Origin of the sequence: Paenibacillus sp. FSL W8-0439 (genome assembly GCF_038008995.1) — a bacterium.
Lineage (GTDB): Bacteria > Bacillota > Bacilli > Paenibacillales > Paenibacillaceae > Paenibacillus > Paenibacillus polymyxa.
Genome location: NZ_JBBPAK010000001.1, coordinates 1718798 through 1735725, shown reverse-complemented (window position 1 = coordinate 1735725; position 16928 = coordinate 1718798). Strand labels below are relative to the sequence as shown.

At 44.9% G+C, this 16928-nt stretch carries 13 protein-coding genes; 5 read left to right on the top strand and 8 right to left on the bottom strand.

The window, feature by feature from the left end:
* Positions 1-82: 82 nt before the first annotated feature.
* On the top strand, positions 83-1708 hold the full coding sequence (locus MKX36_RS07495) for an S-layer homology domain-containing protein (RefSeq protein WP_340864470.1): 1626 nt from the start codon (positions 83-85) through the stop codon (positions 1706-1708).
* A 71-nt stretch (positions 1709-1779) separates the two neighbouring features.
* Here MKX36_RS07495 and MKX36_RS07490 read toward each other — a convergent pair whose 3' ends face one another.
* Both MKX36_RS07490 and MKX36_RS07485 read right to left on the bottom strand, forming a co-directional pair.
* Positions 1780-3369, bottom strand: a complete 1590-nt coding sequence (locus MKX36_RS07490) for an amidohydrolase (protein ID WP_340864469.1) — start codon at positions 3367-3369, stop codon at positions 1780-1782.
* A 47-nt stretch (positions 3370-3416) separates the two neighbouring features.
* On the bottom strand, positions 3417-4115 hold the full coding sequence (locus MKX36_RS07485) for a 4'-phosphopantetheinyl transferase family protein (RefSeq protein ID WP_340864468.1): 699 nt from the start codon (positions 4113-4115) through the stop codon (positions 3417-3419).
* A 226-nt stretch (positions 4116-4341) separates the two neighbouring features.
* On the opposite strand from MKX36_RS07485, the gene MKX36_RS07480 reads away from it, so the two are divergent.
* Positions 4342-5808 (top strand): RICIN domain-containing protein, encoded by a 1467-nt coding sequence (locus MKX36_RS07480; RefSeq protein WP_340864467.1) that lies wholly within the window; start codon positions 4342-4344, stop codon positions 5806-5808.
* 107 nt (positions 5809-5915) lie between these two features.
* On the opposite strand, the gene MKX36_RS07475 is transcribed toward MKX36_RS07480, so the two are convergent.
* Positions 5916-6431 (bottom strand): acyl-CoA thioesterase, encoded by a 516-nt coding sequence (locus MKX36_RS07475; RefSeq protein ID WP_014599583.1) that lies wholly within the window; start codon positions 6429-6431, stop codon positions 5916-5918.
* A 99-nt stretch (positions 6432-6530) separates the two neighbouring features.
* Positions 6531-7079: a helix-turn-helix domain-containing protein gene (locus MKX36_RS07470; RefSeq protein WP_017426682.1), complete on the bottom strand. Its 549-nt coding sequence runs from the start codon at positions 7077-7079 to the stop codon at positions 6531-6533.
* A 233-nt stretch (positions 7080-7312) separates the two neighbouring features.
* Between MKX36_RS07470 and MKX36_RS07465 the strand changes: the two genes are divergently transcribed.
* From MKX36_RS07465 to MKX36_RS07455, 3 genes are all read left to right on the top strand, one after another.
* Positions 7313-8551, top strand: coding sequence for an MFS transporter (locus MKX36_RS07465; protein WP_017426681.1), 1239 nt, complete (start codon positions 7313-7315; stop codon positions 8549-8551).
* Between the two features lie 176 nt (positions 8552-8727).
* Positions 8728-9453, top strand: a complete 726-nt coding sequence (locus MKX36_RS07460) for an AzlC family ABC transporter permease (RefSeq protein ID WP_016820470.1) — start codon at positions 8728-8730, stop codon at positions 9451-9453.
* Complete coding sequence (locus tag MKX36_RS07455; protein WP_025364478.1) at positions 9450-9779, top strand: AzlD domain-containing protein; 330 nt, start codon at positions 9450-9452, stop codon at positions 9777-9779. Before MKX36_RS07460 ends, MKX36_RS07455 begins: the two co-directional genes overlap by 4 nt.
* A gap of 38 nt (positions 9780-9817) precedes the next feature.
* Here MKX36_RS07455 and MKX36_RS07450 read toward each other — a convergent pair whose 3' ends face one another.
* From MKX36_RS07450 to MKX36_RS07435, 4 genes are all read right to left on the bottom strand, one after another.
* Positions 9818-11551 carry an ABC transporter ATP-binding protein gene (locus tag MKX36_RS07450; RefSeq protein WP_340864466.1) on the bottom strand — a complete coding sequence of 578 codons (1734 nt, stop codon included), beginning with the start codon at positions 11549-11551 and terminating at the stop codon, positions 9818-9820.
* 154 nt (positions 11552-11705) lie between these two features.
* A complete protein-coding gene (locus tag MKX36_RS07445) occupies positions 11706-14960 on the bottom strand; it encodes a lantibiotic dehydratase (RefSeq protein ID WP_340864465.1) in 3255 nt (1084 codons plus the stop codon).
* Positions 14935-15612: a winged helix-turn-helix domain-containing protein gene (locus MKX36_RS07440; RefSeq protein WP_016820474.1), complete on the bottom strand. Its 678-nt coding sequence runs from the start codon at positions 15610-15612 to the stop codon at positions 14935-14937. Before MKX36_RS07440 ends, MKX36_RS07445 begins: the two co-directional genes overlap by 26 nt.
* 50 nt (positions 15613-15662) lie before the next feature.
* Entirely contained in the window at positions 15663-16928 is a 1266-nt protein-coding gene (locus tag MKX36_RS07435) for a lanthionine synthetase C family protein (RefSeq protein ID WP_016820475.1), read from the bottom strand.

Sequence of the window (16928 nt, the reverse complement as noted above, 5' to 3'; positions counted from 1 at the left end):
AACTTTCCTCTTTTTGATAGTATTATTCGTCGAGTAACAATATATACACTTACAATCTATCATAAAAAAGAAGGTTATTGGGATGAGTTCCAAACGATCGCGTTGGCTAACCAGGTTTACTCTATCGGCAACTACAGCCATTACAATATTCACAGCATTCACTTCATACTTAGCTGCCCCGGCAGCAGCAACCGGCGTAGCTTTTCGAGATATTTCACACAGCTACGCCTATCAGTCTATTATTTCCCTACACGCTAAAGGAATTTTGAACGGTACACAACCTGGTTACTTCTCACCTAAAAAGGCCGTTACCAGAGCTGAATGGGTTACCGCATTGGATCGTGTCCTCGCTCTGGAGCCTGTACAAGCAGCTGTCTCCTCCTATAGGGATGTTCCCAAGCAAGCGTGGTACTACGGTTGGATCGAAGCGGCTTCGCAGCTCGATATCGTACAGGGAGGAACGTCCGGCACATTCCAACCCAACAGTCCTATAACCCGGCAAGAAGCAGCCTTAATGATTGCACGTCTCATCCGCTCTTCGGGCGGATCAGGTAGCACCACATCCTCTTTCACCGATCGTGACGAAATTGCAGATTGGGCTCTTGAAGGGGTAACCACCGTGAATCGTTACGGATTTATGAAAGGTGGAAATAACTATTTCCACCCGGCATCTTCTCTCACTCGTGAAGAAACAGCGGCACTATTGGAGCGTCTGCTGACGTATTCAACACAGCATGCTCGCCAAGCTGCTTCCACCGCTTCTTCCATTCGATTAGGCTGGCAATATGACCAAACCGTTCAGCAATTTCAAAATACGGTGCTTCAATCCAACATCAACACCCTGTCACCACGCTGGTTTTTTCTGAACGAAACGGGCAGTATCAGCGATTACACCAACTCTTCGCTGCTTTCCTGGTCCAAACAGCATCAAAAAAAAATCTGGGCTATGGTGGGCAACCGTTCCAACCTGGCGTTGACACACCAAATTCTGTCCAGTGAGGTTCTACGGGCTAAAACCATAACTCAGCTTGCCAATGCTGTATCTGTACATGGTTTAGACGGGCTTGTCATTGATTTTGAAAATGTAGATGGTCAGGACCGTGCCTATCTTACATTGTTCGTCCAACAATTAAAAGCGAAGTTGAAAAGTCAAAATGCAGTACTGGCGCTCTGTGTATCTCCTGATTACGGAACGGACTGGACTGCCGCTTTTGATTATCAAAAGCTTGGCGCTGTGGCAGACTATCTAATCCTGATGGGATATGACGAGCATTGGGGGGGGAGCTCGATCCCCGGCTCCGTGTCCTCCCTGCCATGGCTGCGTGAAAGCGTGCGGCGCTTTGTACAAACCACCGATCCGGAAAAAGCAATTTTGGCGCTGCCGTTATTTACACGGAATTGGACACTTAACGCTAACGGGCAATCCATCGCTTCCTCTGATATTTCACTAGATCTGCAAAATCTGCTGGTGTCCCGTATCTCCTCCAAACCGATCTGGAACGAGGATATTCAGCAGTATACCGTGTCTTACAAAGATACTCAGCTTCATAAGCTATGGCTGGAAGAAGGGCGATCCATCACTCGTAAGTACCGCTTGGGTCAGGATCAAGGATTTGCTGGCTTCGCCTACTGGTATCCAGGCGGCGCAAGCTCTGATCTGTGGGCCAGTGTGAAAAATGCGGACCGCTTCATACAGCGTGGCTTGTAAAAATTCAAAAGCCTTCAACCTCACGTAAAAAGTGAAGTTGAAGGCTTTTGCCATACATACGTATCACCAGCCTACGACCGGTATGCAACTTGCCCGTTCACAACGGTCATTCGTACCTTAACATCAAGCAAAGCTTGGTGACTTTCCGATACATCGCGGTCAATAACGGTAAAGTCAGCGGCTTTGCCTTCAGCGATTGTCCCTCTTTCATCAGCTTCCCCAGCCGCTACTGCGCTTCCCATAGTAAACAGATGAATGGCTTCGTGAACATCCAGCTTCTCAGCGGGAAGATAGCCCTCATGCATTTCTTCCGGCTTGGCGCGAGTCACTGCCGCATGTATACCCAGAAATGGGTTTAGGGGCTCGATCGGCGCATCACTGCCTCCAGCACACGGAATGCCTGCTTGCAGCAGCTTTTTCCAGGCATATAAATACTCGGTCCGTTCTTTCCCAACCCGATCCAGCACCCAGGGAAAATCACTTGCGACAAAACGAGGCTGGATGTCTGCAATCAGCGGCAGCTTCGCCATTCTTTTAACCAAATCAGCCCGTAGCACCTGCCCATGAATCAGACGATCCGGCAACCCGCTTTCCTCCGTTAGTCCATGGGCCTCCATCGCTGTCAAAATCATGTGCGCCGCCCCATCTCCGATGGCATGTACAGCCACTGGAAAGCCTGCGGCTCTGGCTGCTGCCACCATCTGATTCAGCTCTGGCTGTGGTTGGATGGCCATTCCACACGTATGTGGAGCATCACTATAAGGTTCGGATAATAAAGCCGTTCTTCCACCAATAGCGCCATCAGCAAACATTTTAATCGCACCGATTTTGAACCACTCATTTCCGGTACCTGCACGGAGCTTCTGTACTTTCACTTCTTCCATAAATGGATGATAGATGAGCTGGTGTGTGCGAAAAGCAAGACCTTCTTCTCGCAGCTCCTTGTAAATTCGCTGCATCGTCTCTACGCTGCCCAAAAAACGTAAATCCTCCGTGTGTGCAGCAGTCAGACCCAGCCGTAGCGCATCCAGACAAGCTCGCCGGATCGTATCCTTCTTCGCCGAATAATCCGGCTCTGGCTGCACGCTTGTAAAGGCAAAGGATGCTTCCTCATAAATCAAACCATTTAACCGTCCCTCTGCGTCTCGTCCATAGGCTCCTGAAGCCGGATCATGGGTGTTCTCGTGAATACCTGCACGCCGAAATGCCTCTGAATTGGCCAAAAACGTATGAAAGCACGTACGAGTCAGATATACCGGGTGCTGATCTGTAATGGCATCCAGCTCAGCTATATTTGGAATTTCAACAGGAATAAACGCGTTTTCGTTCCAATTAAGTCCTAAAATCCACTCTCCCGGCGGTGTTACAGCGACCCGCTTGCGCAGCATAGCCAGCATCTCGTCCTTGGAAGTAGCTGATGTGAAATCCAGCATAGCCAGCTTCATACCATGCATAGACAAATGCATATGAGCATCAGTTAAGCCCGGCAGTACATTGGCACCCTCCCAATCCACCGTCTCGTACTCCTTACCGGACAACTGCAATTCAAGCTCCCGGGCATATCCAATGGCCTGTATGCGGCCATGCTGTACAACGATGGAGTCTCCTTTGGAAGCCCAGTCCCCATATAACCTGCCGTGCTTGAACAAAACGAATGTCAACGCCACTCATCTCCTTTTCTCCAACTATATGCTTGATCTGCTGCATATTACGCCAAGGTTGCCACTTCCAAACGTAGTGTATTTATATCTACCTGCTGTACCTCCTGCGCAAAGTGATCATGAGCTGCACAGACAGCCATTTTATAATCTGGGTCTAGCTCATACTGCTTAAAATGACAATACTCTGTAGTAAAACCCTCTGTCGTGAAACCTATAAACGGTCGTGCTTCCAACTCGAATGAAAAAGACTTTAACGGCAGCGTCAGCCCCTGCCCTTCGGCCTTCACAAAACTTTCCTTGAGCGTCCAAAGATCGTAAAAATAGTCTAAACGACTCTCTGCATCCTGCTGCATTAATGCATCGTACTCTGTGTCTGAAAAGCATACCCTGCCTACCTCAAAATCAATAGGACGGAGCTGTTCAATGTCAATACCAAGCGGGTGATCATCAATGGCGCATACTACCCATTTTCCCGAATGGGAAACATTAAAATGGAATGCCGGCGCATTCAACAAGGAGGGCTTGCCAAAAGCATTGTATGTAAACTGAAGGCTGGCATTTGGTATTTTTAATTGCCGACAAACCAACCACCTTAACAGCACATCGGCGTATAACCCCCTCAAAGCGTCTTCTCGATGTAAAAAACGATCCAACTTGTGCTGTTTTTCCAGTGAAACCTGATTTACCAGTAATTCATAATGTTCCTCAGCCTCCGGCTTGCTTGTATCAATCGCGTATATTTCCATGGTCGCCTCCTGTATACCTAATGGATATTAGCCAGTTTGTAACACTCACCAGTTGATTAAAGTCTGTTAAATTGGGATGACGCTTGCCATATACATGGTCAATATACTACTCTAGCACTTTCAATTCAATATGGATACAATTGGGATAAGCAGTTCTATCAAAACTACTTCATAGATCCTATTAATGAAAGCGCTTTAAAATAACCATACAGAGGAGGACGAAACAATGAAATATGATTTTGCCCGCTTGCTGTGTATTATGCTCACTATTTTGCTTTCGTTAAGCATTTTTCAGATGTTTTCACCTAAGATCGCTTCAGCTGCTTCAGCGAATGTAGTAAATGGCATTCAGTTTAAAGATACAGATGGAAACGTGGTCCATGCCCATGGGGGCGGGATGATTAAAGTGGACGGTTATTATTATTGGTTTGGTGAAAATCGTAATCCGAATGGAACATTCAAGGCGGTCTCCGCCTATCGTTCCTCTGATTTAAAAAATTGGGAGTTTCGTAAAAACGTGCTGACCAGCAGTTCGGCCGCAGAGCTGAATGTATCGAATATTGAACGTCCGAAAGTGATTTATAACGAAAAAACACGCAAATACGTATTATGGATGCACAAGGAAAACGGGATTAATTACAACGAAGCACGAGTGGCAGTTGCCTCATCCGATACTGTAGACGGAGATTATACGTATCAGGGCAGCTTCCGTCCGCTGGATTATGATTCGCGCGATATGACCGTATACAACGATAACGGTACTGCATACCTGATTTCGGCTACCCGTGTAAACGCGGATCTGAACATTTATCGTCTGACACCGGATTTCCTTCAAGTTGAATCGCTGGTGACTACACTTTGGCCAGGACAATATCGTGAAGCTCCAGCGATGTTCAAAAAAGGAGACGTCTACTTCCTGATTACATCCGGGGCAACCGGCTGGAATCCCAATCAGGCCAAGTATGCTACCGCATCGAGCATTGAAGGAACCTGGAGCAATACGATGAACTTCGGGGATAGTACAACCTATGGTTCACAGTCGGCTTACGTCATTCCTGTTGAAGGTACGCAGACGACCTCGTATCTGTATTTGGGCGACCGTTGGGCTGGGGCGTGGAGCGGTCCTGTGCAGGATTCTCAATATGTATGGCTGCCGCTGCGTTTTCTAACCGCGACCTCATTAGCTATGGATTGGTTCGACAGCATCAGCATTGATACCGCCAGTGGTGTAGTTGAGGGCGTAACTACGCCGATGGTCATCGACCCGGATGCTTATTATCAGCTGGTAAGCCGCAAGAGCAACAAGCCGCTAGGCATCATTGGCAATGCGACGACAGACGGAGCAGATTTAGAGCAGCGTGCGAATTCCGGAGCGCCAAGCCAGCAATGGCAGCTTAAGGATGCAGGCGGCGGATATTATAAAATTGTGAATCGGAACAGCGGGAAGCTGATTGGTGTTGAAAGCGGTGCTACAGCAGACGGCGCAGTTATTGAACAGTGGAATGATGGAGGCTGGTCCAGCCAGCATTGGCAGCTCGTATCCGTAACCGGAGGCTATTATAAGCTGAAAAATCGGGCAACGGGCAAGCTAATCGACATTTCCGAAGGTGCCACTGCCGATGGAGCCAAAGCCATTCAATGGGGCGATAATGGCGGGACGAACCAGCATTTCCGTATAGTCAAAGTGGAATAGCTCAGATCCTTATCAAAAGGAGCCGTCATCCGACAGATCGTAGTGATCTCTAACGGAAAACGGCTCCTTTTTATGCTAAAACGGTAAAATGGGTGATGTCTAGTACACTACACTTCCCACGGAAAATCTGTCGTCAGAAAACTAGCCAGCTGCTTGCTTTCTTCCCTCCGCTGACGCCGTATGGCTGCGCGCGATGGAGCCGTCTGGTGTAATTGTATTTGCTCCTCTGTTTCCGGAATCACCTGTGGGACGGTCACTTTACGATTGTTCTCGTCCAATGCCACAAAGGTCAGGAAGGCGGTAGCTGCAATTTTGCGATCACCAGTCATCAATCCCTCGCGAATCACTTTTACGAACACCTCCATCGAGCTGCGGCCTGTCCAAGTTACGAACGCTTCCAGCGTGACAGAATCGCTCGGGTGGATAGGCAGCAAAAAATCTACCGAATCCGTCGAGGCTGTTACTGTGTTCGTACGGCACAGCTTGGCGGCAGCAATAGATGCGATATCGTCGATATACGACATCAATCGGCCTCCAAAGAGCGTGTTATGATTGTTGATATCGTTGGGAAATACTCGGGACGTCTTAAAGCAGTAGGTTTCTCGGATGTACTTGCTTTCCATGGGTTCTTTCCTCTCTTTTCCTCGTTGCTCTCTTTTTATATCTCAGGATTTTGCTGAATCCTGTGTGGAAGTCTGTTGTAGACTATGTTAATCATCCCACTAATCCGCATAATAAATCAATACATAAAAATCGGCATCCTCATCCGAATCATTACGATAGGTATGGATATCAGATCCTTGAAATTGTACGGCGTCCCCTGCACTCAATTGGAGCTGTTGCCCCTGCATTTCAAAGTACATTTCCCCACGGATCATGAGGATCGTTTCCTCTCCCAGATGCTCTTCTGCCTTGTGTGTAAAGCCTGGCTTCAGACTTACCGTGAATACCTCGAACTTCTTTTCCGAGTGATACGGGAAGACAGGGTAAACAAAATAGTTACCGTCCTCATCAATAACTGGATGCAGATCTGCTCTACGAATCTTCGTAATTTGCGGCGGGTCTTCCTTAAGAAAGGTGGAGAAGGATACGTGCAAGCCGTTCGCAATCTTCCAAAGTGTGGTTACCGTAGGATTAGATTTCCCCTTCTCAATTTGAGCCAGCATCCCTTTGCTAACCCCTGTCAGTTCAGCCACCTTATCCAAACTAAGTCCTCTAGTTTTCCTAATTTGAGCCAAATTAGAACCAATAATATATTGCATTGAATCCACCGAATTATACCTCCTCGTATCCCAAAGTCTATATATGAAGAATACACAAAAGTGTCCGCTGTAGCTATAATTTACTGTTGACATTAACTATAAATGTCCTTAAACTTCACTTACTAAAACGTTTTTCAAAACTATTGTAATATCCTGAAGGGGGCCGCTATCCTGTGACTTTTCCATCCCTGAACACCCAACAGGCGAGAAAATCAACGTTGACTATCTAGGAGGGACTAAATTTGAATCCGCAAACCCGCAAGTCCCGCCACATGTACATGATGCAGCTGGCGACAATTTTTATTGGCTTTATTGTATTTGGTATCTCGGAAAATATAAAAGGTCCTGCCATTCCACGCATTCAATTCGACTTCAATCTGGATGAACAGCAGCTCGGAACATTGTTGTCTCTAAACGCACTTGGTTATTTGATTGCCTGCTCGTTCACCGCTGTCCTTGTCCGTAAGTGGGGAATCAAGGCGGTCAGCATCATTTCTTTTGCTTCCATGATCATCTCGGGAGTGTTCATCTACCTGTCGCACACGTATCCGTTCTTCGCTTCGTCCTACTTCTTGATGTATATCGGGAACGGCATGCTGGAGATTGCACTCGCAATTTTGGGGGCGAGGATTTTTGTGAAAAATACCGGCACGATGATGAATTTGTCTCACTTTTTCTATGGGCTTAGCTCAACAGTCGCCCCTTTGCTGGCGACGGGAGTCATGTCACTGACGGTATTTGGGCATACGCTAGACTGGCGGGGAATGTATCTGGCTATGTTGTCGCTCTGCCTGCTGCCGATTGTGGCCGCGCTGCTCAGCACCTTCCCGGGAGACGATCTGCAGCATGAGGAACGGACCTCACTCAAGACCCTAACCCGCGATCCTGCACTCTGGATGATGGTAATGATCCTGTCGTTTGGGGTAGTCTCTGAGCTCGCAGTTGGGGGCTGGCTAGTCAACTTTTTAGAGAAAGCGTATTCATGGAGCACGGTGAAGGCGTCCAGCATGCTCTCAGCGTTTTTTCTTACCTTCTCGTTGGGGCGCCTGTTGCTTGGTCCGCTCACAGACCGGATGGGGTTTGTACTTTCGACGATTCTATTCTCCGCCTTCTCAGCGATATGTACGTTTGCAGCAATCGCGGGTGGGGAGAGACTGGCGTTTCTCTTTGCCGCATCGGGTGCCGGCATTGCAATGATCTATCCGACCGTGATGGCGTTCATAGCACGGAGATATCCGAAAGACAGTGATACAGCTATTACGTTCGTCGTCACACTGATGGGCATAGGTAGTGTCATTGGCAACTATGTGATCGGCTGGGTAATCGAAGGGGTCAAGATAGTCTACGGAGCAACCACTGAGCTTGGCATACTGCGCGGGCTTCAGGCGGGATATGGAGTTATTGGTCTATGTGCAGCCATCTGCGCGGTCTCGGGAATGATCCTCTACGGATATCTGAAAAAACGGCAGGAGCTTATATAAGTCACCACCTTAGGGTTGTCCCATAAGTCATGAACTGACTGGGGCGCCCTTTTTTTACGAACTACTTGTTCGCTATAGGGATTATTCAATATAGCATACAATTGTATAATATATTGATACTTCACAATTTCCGTTATATACTATTATAAAATTTATACACTGGGGGTAAGGTTAACATGTCCATAGCTTCGGAATTGAGCGGAACGAAGCCCGATTCACTGAGCGTTTTACAAGGGGTTAAAGATTGTATTCCTACACTGCTTGGTTATGTATGTATTGGATTCGCAGCTGGCATTGTGGGCGCTTCATCAGGGGTTAGCACCATGGAAATTGGTCTGATGTCAGCGCTTGTATACGCAGGCGCCTCCCAGTTTATTATGTGCTCGATGCTGGCGGCAGCCAGTCCTCCGTCTGTCATTATTTTAACGACATTTATTGTGAATGCTCGCCATCTGCTTTTAAGTGCGTCATTGGCTCCTTACTTTTCTAAATACTCACTGTGGAAAAACATAGGCATCGGTATCCTTTTGACGGATGAATCCTTTGGGGTAGCGTCGGATAAATTGGCTAAAGGCGGGCAGGTCAGTGACCGCTGGATGAACGGACTTAATATTACAGCTTATCTCGCTTGGATTGCTTCCTGTGTGGCTGGTGGAGTGCTAGGGAATTGGATTTCCCAGCCGGAAGCTTTTGGTCTAGACTTTGCCTTACCTGCAATGTTTCTGGCCCTACTCATTTCCCAGCTCCAAAGTGTCCAGACCTCCAAACTCAAGCATCGCCTGCTACTTGTGCTATGTATGGCCGTTCTAATGTACCTTTTATCCTGGTGGGTGCCATCACATATCGCCGTCATTGTAGCGACCATGATCACCGCAACGATTGGAGTGTTAACTGACAAATGAATATTAGTCCCAATGTCCTGTATATCATTATCGGCGGCATGATTGTCACAGCAATTCCGAGAATCATCCCCTTCGTCGTGCTGCAAAAACTGACGTTGCCCAAACCTGTGTTACAGTGGCTGTCCTACATCCCCATTTGCATCTTCACGGCACTGGTCATGGAAAATATGCTCGTACGAACTGAAACCTCGGTCACTCTTAATGGGCAAGTGCTTATAGCGGTCCTTCCTACGCTGGTGACCGCTTTGTGGAGCAAAAATTTGCTGGCTACTGTGGTTGTGGGTATTGTGAGTATGGCTGTAGTTCGAGTTTTGTGGTTGGGATAGAAAATCCCCTCCTAAAATAGGAGGGGATTTGTCCTTTCTTACGATCCGCCTGTCGCCTTTACCAACGGAGGTGACAGCATCTCTTGCTCAAGTTCACTTTCTCCTTGTGAAAGATACGAAGATGCTTGTAGCCTGAACATTTCAGCGTATACTCCGTCCATATCCATTAAGTGTTTATGACTGCCCGCTTCCACAATTCTGCCCTCCTTCATTAAAATAATGGTATCCGCCATACGTGCGGAGGACAATCTGTGTGAAATAAATACTCCTATTCTCTCGTGAACAAGCTGATCAAATTTTTGAAAAACTTCCTTCTCTGCGTGTGGGTCTAAAAAAGAACTCGGCTCATCCAACACATAGATATCAGCATTTCTCATAAAAGCCCTAGCTATTGCTATGCGCTGCCACTGCCCTCCAGATAGCTGTTGTCCATCTTCAAACCATTTTCCAAGCAGAGTGTTCAGTTTTTCTGGCAGACCAGCTATCAAATCTACAATGCCTGCCTTATCAATAGCTGCCCAAATGGCCTCATCATTTTCTCTGGAAGCCACATGACCAAAGCCTATATTATCCCTAACAGACATCTCATAATGTACAAAGTCCTGAAAAACGACGCCTATCTTTCCCCTAAAGCTGTCTTTATCCAATTCGTGTATTGAGTGTCCATTAATTAAGATTTCTCCTTCAAAATCAGAATACAGATGAGTGAGTAACTTCACAATTGTTGATTTACCCGATCCATTTCTCCCTACAATGGCTAGCTTCTCTCCTTGATGAAGAGTAAAGCTAACATTAGAAATGGCATTCTCCTCTGTGTTAGGATATCTAAACGATACATTCCGAAATTCAATACTGTGTATAGCGGACAAAGGCAAGTGTTGAACTGACTTTTGCATTTTCGTTTCCTCCGGCATATCCAGAAAGTCAAAAAGCTGCTTAATATACAAATTATTTTGACACAGACTTAAAATACCTTGTACAATGCTCTGCGACGTTGACTGGGTTAACGTGATACCTTGAATTAAGCTCACCAGGTTCCCCACTAAAATTTGACCAACATAAGTGGCTTGTATGGCCATGAAAATAATAAATGCGCATGCACCCTGATTCACAATCTGAAATGCAAGAGAAGTATAGGATCTACGAACCGCTAGCACTTTATCCTCACGATAAAACCCTTCGAGTATCATTTTATATCTTTTTCGCAGGTAATCTCCTAGTTGAAATATTTTCACTTCTTTAAAACTATTATCTCTCGTCACCAAAAAAGACAAGTACCAGGATTCGCGTTGTCTTCCTGCTCTTTGAAAGTGAACATTAAATTCTCTTTGCCCAATGCGTAAAAAGGAATAGAATGACAAACATGGAATGAGAAAAATGAATAAAAATGCCCACCATCTCCACGCAATAAGAATAGCACCCGTCGAAAATAAGGTTACCATACTGCTCATAATGGCGAGGATCTGAGTAAATATTTCAAATGGTCTGTAATCTGCTTCTCCCTGAGCACGTTGAAGCATATTTTGCACATCTGCATCCTCAAACGACTGCAAAGACATCTTTTGTGCTTTTTCAATAATTCTGATATTTACCTGGTTTGATAGCCGGCTTTGAAACATTTTACGAAAAAAGCTTTCCCCAATATTGATCAGATCGTACAGCAAATTGACACCTATTAGAACACCAAAAGCTATAAAAACCGGCTGAAAGCTTCCTCCTGACGCTCCTGCCACAACACTATTAATTAATTCCCTCGTTGCTAAAAGGATCACAGCAGGAACGGCACCCTTCAACAAATTTGTAATAAGTATAGCGATCAAAAAAGTAGGGTGTGTGTCCCAAAGCAGCCTGAATATACGAGGCCAAAATAAAAAGGTACGAAATATATTTTGGTAGGACAAGGAAACCAGGTCATTGGTTTGTCCTTTAGACTGTGACATGGCGCACTCCTTTCCGATGCAACAGGTTGGCCGCTGTATGCTTTGCCAAAGCCATACATTTCATTTCCCGTTCCCGATTTACACCCAGCAGACGATTCAGGTGCATATGAATGATACTGCCTAAAATATCATTAGCATGATTCGTAAGCTCATGATTGTTTTCAGCCAGGGTTATCGCTTGAGCATACTGTTGAATCATGGCCTGTCTTTTTTCTACAAGTGCCAACAAAGCGACCTGTGTAGCCGTATCCGCTTGTCTAATCCATTCATATTCCGATTCTACAGCAGTAATCAATGCTTTTTTAACATCCCTGAACGCCTTCATATAAGGCTTGCTGTCAATTCTACCTTCTAGCCAGTCCACTTGCTCCTGAATCGTTAAACCAAAACTGCTTAAATAGTGAATAATGTTAATCACAGCTGCAATCTCTATGTCCAGATTGAAAGCTTTGGAACGAATTCCTGCCATATAGGCGATAACCCATCGGCTATCCACGTCAAAAACCTGTTCTGCCAGGTCCATAAGTGTCTGCCCTCCATACCTCTCCAACTCAGGAAGGTATGTATCCAGTACCATATGGGTGATAAGTCCCTCTTCACGCAGCTCACCTGCCCACTGATTTAATTGCGCCAAGCCAGCACTCCATAGTTGACCTGGCTCTCCTTGAAACCGCAGACGAATATGATGCTCAGGATCAACGTACCGCAAAAAATAAGATTTTTTACTCCAATCCTCAAATTCCGGGTTATTTCGGAGTTGATCCAAGCTTAAGGAAATAAGATCCGTTTCCCTTTCCTTGACTCCATACAATTTAAGGTACAGCCATTCACCTCCTGGAAGGAACCCTCTATGAATGCCCGAAGGGGTATAAGCCATGAATTTTTGAGAATCCATCTTGTGGGGTAAACTTGGAATACTCGGCTTCCCCTTTATTTTTTTCTTCTTGAGCGGAAACACAAATTCCCCCATATATCTTCCAGCGGTCCCATGTAGCGGGGTATGGAATGGATCGCCCAAACACTCGGTAAGAAGCAGTTCCTGTCCTTCCCTCATCTTGCTCATCTCACGAAGCAATTCTTTGATATGGAAGAGATTGCACAGGTCCAATAACAGTCGGTTATCTCCCATCGTTAAATAAACATAGCGTGGCACATTCCACTGTTCTCTCCAAGTATGAAAAAGCTCCTCCCTTGCTTGAGGCTCAGTTAAATCTGAAATATTCAATGCAGCCTTGCCAAGCCTCCACTGCGCAGCACTAATAACAATTTTTCCATATACAAGTCTTGGCAAAAAAGGAGACTGCTCTAGTGGCCCCCAGTCAAAGTATGACCATGTGCCAAGCTCTTTGTTGGTGATATCGGTCAAGAATCTGAATATATGCGGTGAAAGCTTGTAATTAAGCATATGGGTTTGCAGGGGGATGATTTCTTTACCCAAACGCCTGGACTTGACATAGAAACGGTCGTGAGTTGCACCTATCAATAAATCATCCATGTGTAGTGTCTGCTCCTCATCTTTAGAAGAGGTCGTTCCGGACACGATTTCATATTCCATAAAATTTTTGCTCAGTGATATATTCGATATTTTTCCCTGGTCAGGCATAAAAACCATCTCTGCCAACAAGGCGTCGGGATGAAAGCATCGGTGATGATCATAAATATCAGAGAATTTCTGAACATACTCTTCACTAAACATATCCAGAAAACGTCCAAAAGTTTTACCTGCCCGATTAGAACCGGCGCTGGGCCCAAGTAAAAGCTTATAGTCTCCTAAATCAACTTTTTCAGGTGATTCGGCAAATATACTGTAGTATACCTCCAAAGATTCCGGGGAAGTGTCATCATTATCGGATATCGTCAGCTGCTCCAACTGCTCATCTGAAAGAACGATTTCTATGTCATGGTTGGCAATGGCATTCGAAAGCCATTGAAAGAGAACTGCGTTGCGTTTAAATGCTTCCATGCCCATTGATTTTTTCTCATTGGTACGATACGTCTTTGGTATACCAAGTCCCCAATCCTCATCAAACAGTTCATTGATAGGGACCTCCTGGTACACTCCGTACTTTTCCAAAAAACGATTTAAATATTCGTCAAGTTCATCCGTTTTTGGGGATGAAAACAACCTGCACATCACTTCAGCTCCTAATGCAACATCATCGAGCACATGTCTCGGCAGCGTTACTTCTTGAGCTAATTTGACATCGACCTGTACAGGCGTTTTTACAGCAATGATATCTAGCATTTTTCCACATAGTTCTCGGTAGGCCTTCTCTCCTTCTCCAATCATGCACTGATTGTATTGTCGTAATAAAATATCAATTTCGTGTAAAATGTCAGTCCAATAATCAGACATGTCCATTTTTTTAATTTTTTCAAATATGTAATGAAAAGGTGAGTGATCCATCAGTGGAGGTCTAAGCTCGCTCAAAATAAACTCTTGCTCTACAAGCTGCTGCAAAAAATGAGCGATGATTTCCGTAGTAGCGTCAGGAAATGCCTTCAATAGTAATTCTTTAAGCTCCATCACCTGAATCGGATGCTCAGCAGCTTCAAACGTCAGGCGAACGACGTCCGTAAGCCGAATGGAACTAAACATTTCGGCCGAATCATCGGTTTCTGCCGCTCCATGCTTAGGCCGAAATGGTAATTTGGCGCGATCGCCCTTGATCATAACCGTTCGGTTTAAGAAAACCTTTAATTGATCAAATATGACTGGGTCAGACTCCATTTTTCGGACAATCTTATATATCCATTCCATGTCAGGTCTGGCTCTCTTCAAATGTTGATGATAGGTACCTATGTCCAAATGGGTAGTATCCTTACAAATCCCTTGCCCCACCCCTGAAAATAATCCAAATGGAGTCGTTCGGGTAGTCATCCGAATAAAATAACGATAAAAGCTATTCAGCGTCTTCTCATACTTTTGTAACTCTCCTTTATCTTCCAAAGCATCGTCATCGTTCAAGTAGTGTAGAAACTGCATAAGGGACGGAGAGGCCAATGAAATAGCTTCTCGAATTACAGCTTCACGGGAAACAAGCTTTAGTCGACGAGTGATTTCCTCCAAAGAAAGATGGCTATCTACATCTTGATCCGAAAACACCTCAAAATATTGCTCTAACGGTAGTAATGGGGCTCTGATTAGAAAATAATCACATGCGCTGAACCATCGTTCATTCTTATCTCTCGGTTCTCTATGTAGGTTATGAGCATCAGTGTAATGCAGTTGTCTCTTCACAACTGGCCACCTCCAAGTTTTTAGGAAATATATTCAACCTGTAACCGATTCCATGGCATGTTACCAGTATTTTCGGATGACTTGGATCATCTTCTATTTTCTCTCTCAATTTTCGGATATGCACATACACCGTATTAGATGTAGTAAAAGCATCAACTCCCCATACTCTGTCTATAATGTGATCAATCGTGGATGCACACTCTTTCGCTGTAAGGAGATACATCAATAATCGAAATTCCATCATCGTCAGCATATGCTCATGTCCTTGCTTCCAAATAACCTTACCAGCAGGATCAAAAATGACATTGGGTGATAAACTAATTGCCTCCTGATCTCTTTCCAACCCATATTCAGATGAAGCCATGGAAAGCAGTTGTTTGAGGAGATCCAATTGCCGTTTGTCATCACAATGATAGGATAGGAAGATAAATGGGACTGTAAATTTTTCTTTAATGGTGTGCCAGTGAGATAAATCCTCTAGCGTTACATGATCCTGATTCAAAGCTACACCGATGCACTGCTCATCAATATCCGGTAGAGCCTGGTAAAGCGAATCATAAAACATAATTTGAATGTTTTCTGGAGTGCTTAAAGTCTCAAAAAAATGCTTAATCTTCTTAAAGGATGATATAACCATAAATTTTTGTTTCATCTAATCCTCCCCAAAAACACGGCTTCAAATAAGCAGTTAAGACAGAGCTTTTACGAAATTAGAAACAATTCACTCCATCTCCCTGAATATTTAGGTTGTTCCTTCCCTACTCCATAGTCCAACAAGCTTAATGCAATTCCTGTTGCCCCTTGCAGTATTCCTATATTATGAACATGAGTTGTCCCCTCCAAGTCCTGATAACCAAATGGGAGCTCTTCATCGTATAGATTCATCAACTTTAATGCTATTTGGTCGGCAAAGCCTAATGCAGCTTGATTACCAGTGAAGTAATAGAATCTATGAGCCATATGAAGCAAACCCGCCAATCCATGACAGAAAGTGGGGGATAGCGCGTTTAAAAGCTCATCATCCAAGCAAAATACGGATTTCATAGCTTGTTCAGCTATCTTTGTCCATTCTTCATTGCTACACTCCATTCCTGCTCTGAATAAAGTCCATGCTATCCCACAGGTTCCATGGCACCAGCCTTCAATTTCTCTCATTCCTTCTTTGTTATCTGTCTTGTTCATTGAAGTCGCTTGAGAGCTTACAGGCCAATACAAACCATATTGATCCTCCTGAATTTGAATAAGCAAAAAATCGGCTATATATTCTATAGCCTCATGTAATCCTTTAACTCTAATCTTTTTTTGTAGGGCAGTGACAAGTAGTGCAAGGATTCCGGTGATGCCATGCGCCATTCCTAGATGAATCGAAGTCGAACTTCCCCTTGATACCGAATGTATATATTCAGGTATAAAGTGCGTTATAGTATCTAATAGTTGATGGGTCAGATTGCACATCTTCTCGTCGTCTTCAGGAATCTCTAATGTGTATCTGCCCACTCCGAGCAGGCCGTGGATAACGTCCATCTGCTTGCTGAACTCTGTAATTGTATTTATAACGGGTGACTTTACCCATTGAGTACGAATATAATCATTTATTTGATTTAACAGTTGCTGATAATTAGCTCTGTTATTTGAGGCAAGCAATATTCCATATGCTACACCTGTAGAACCATAGTACAGAGATATATCGGGTAGTAATATTAAAGAATTGCGATGTAAATACAACAACTGTGTATGCACATGTTCTGCCCAATTCTGATCAGGTTTCAGATAACCCCACTCGGCCAACAGCACGAATACACCTGGAACTCCATCAGCAAGCCAGCCGGGATTCCAAGGGGCCGTCCCACGCGAAGGTGAAAGGTTGTTTCTATGATGAACTATTTTTTCTGTATATGATAGGTCTATCAGTTTTTGTGTAATATTTTTGCTGATCTCAACTGACCTTTCCTGCAAATCTCCAACCAT

Coding starts and splice junctions, on each gene's coding strand:
- MKX36_RS07495 (WP_340864470.1), top strand. CDS start 83: ATGAGTTCCAAACGATCGCGTTGGCTAACCAGGTTTACTCTATCGGCA.
- MKX36_RS07485 (WP_340864468.1), bottom strand. CDS start 4,115: ATGGAAATATACGCGATTGATACAAGCAAGCCGGAGGCTGAGGAACAT.
- MKX36_RS07480 (WP_340864467.1), top strand. CDS start 4,342: ATGAAATATGATTTTGCCCGCTTGCTGTGTATTATGCTCACTATTTTG.
- MKX36_RS07475 (WP_014599583.1), bottom strand. CDS start 6,431: ATGGAAAGCAAGTACATCCGAGAAACCTACTGCTTTAAGACGTCCCGA.
- MKX36_RS07460 (WP_016820470.1), top strand. CDS start 8,728: ATGTCCATAGCTTCGGAATTGAGCGGAACGAAGCCCGATTCACTGAGC.
- MKX36_RS07455 (WP_025364478.1), top strand. CDS start 9,450: ATGAATATTAGTCCCAATGTCCTGTATATCATTATCGGCGGCATGATT.
- MKX36_RS07440 (WP_016820474.1), bottom strand. CDS start 15,612: ATGAAACAAAAATTTATGGTTATATCATCCTTTAAGAAGATTAAGCAT.
- MKX36_RS07435 (WP_016820475.1), bottom strand. CDS start 16,928: ATGGTTGGAGATTTGCAGGAAAGGTCAGTTGAGATCAGCAAAAATATT.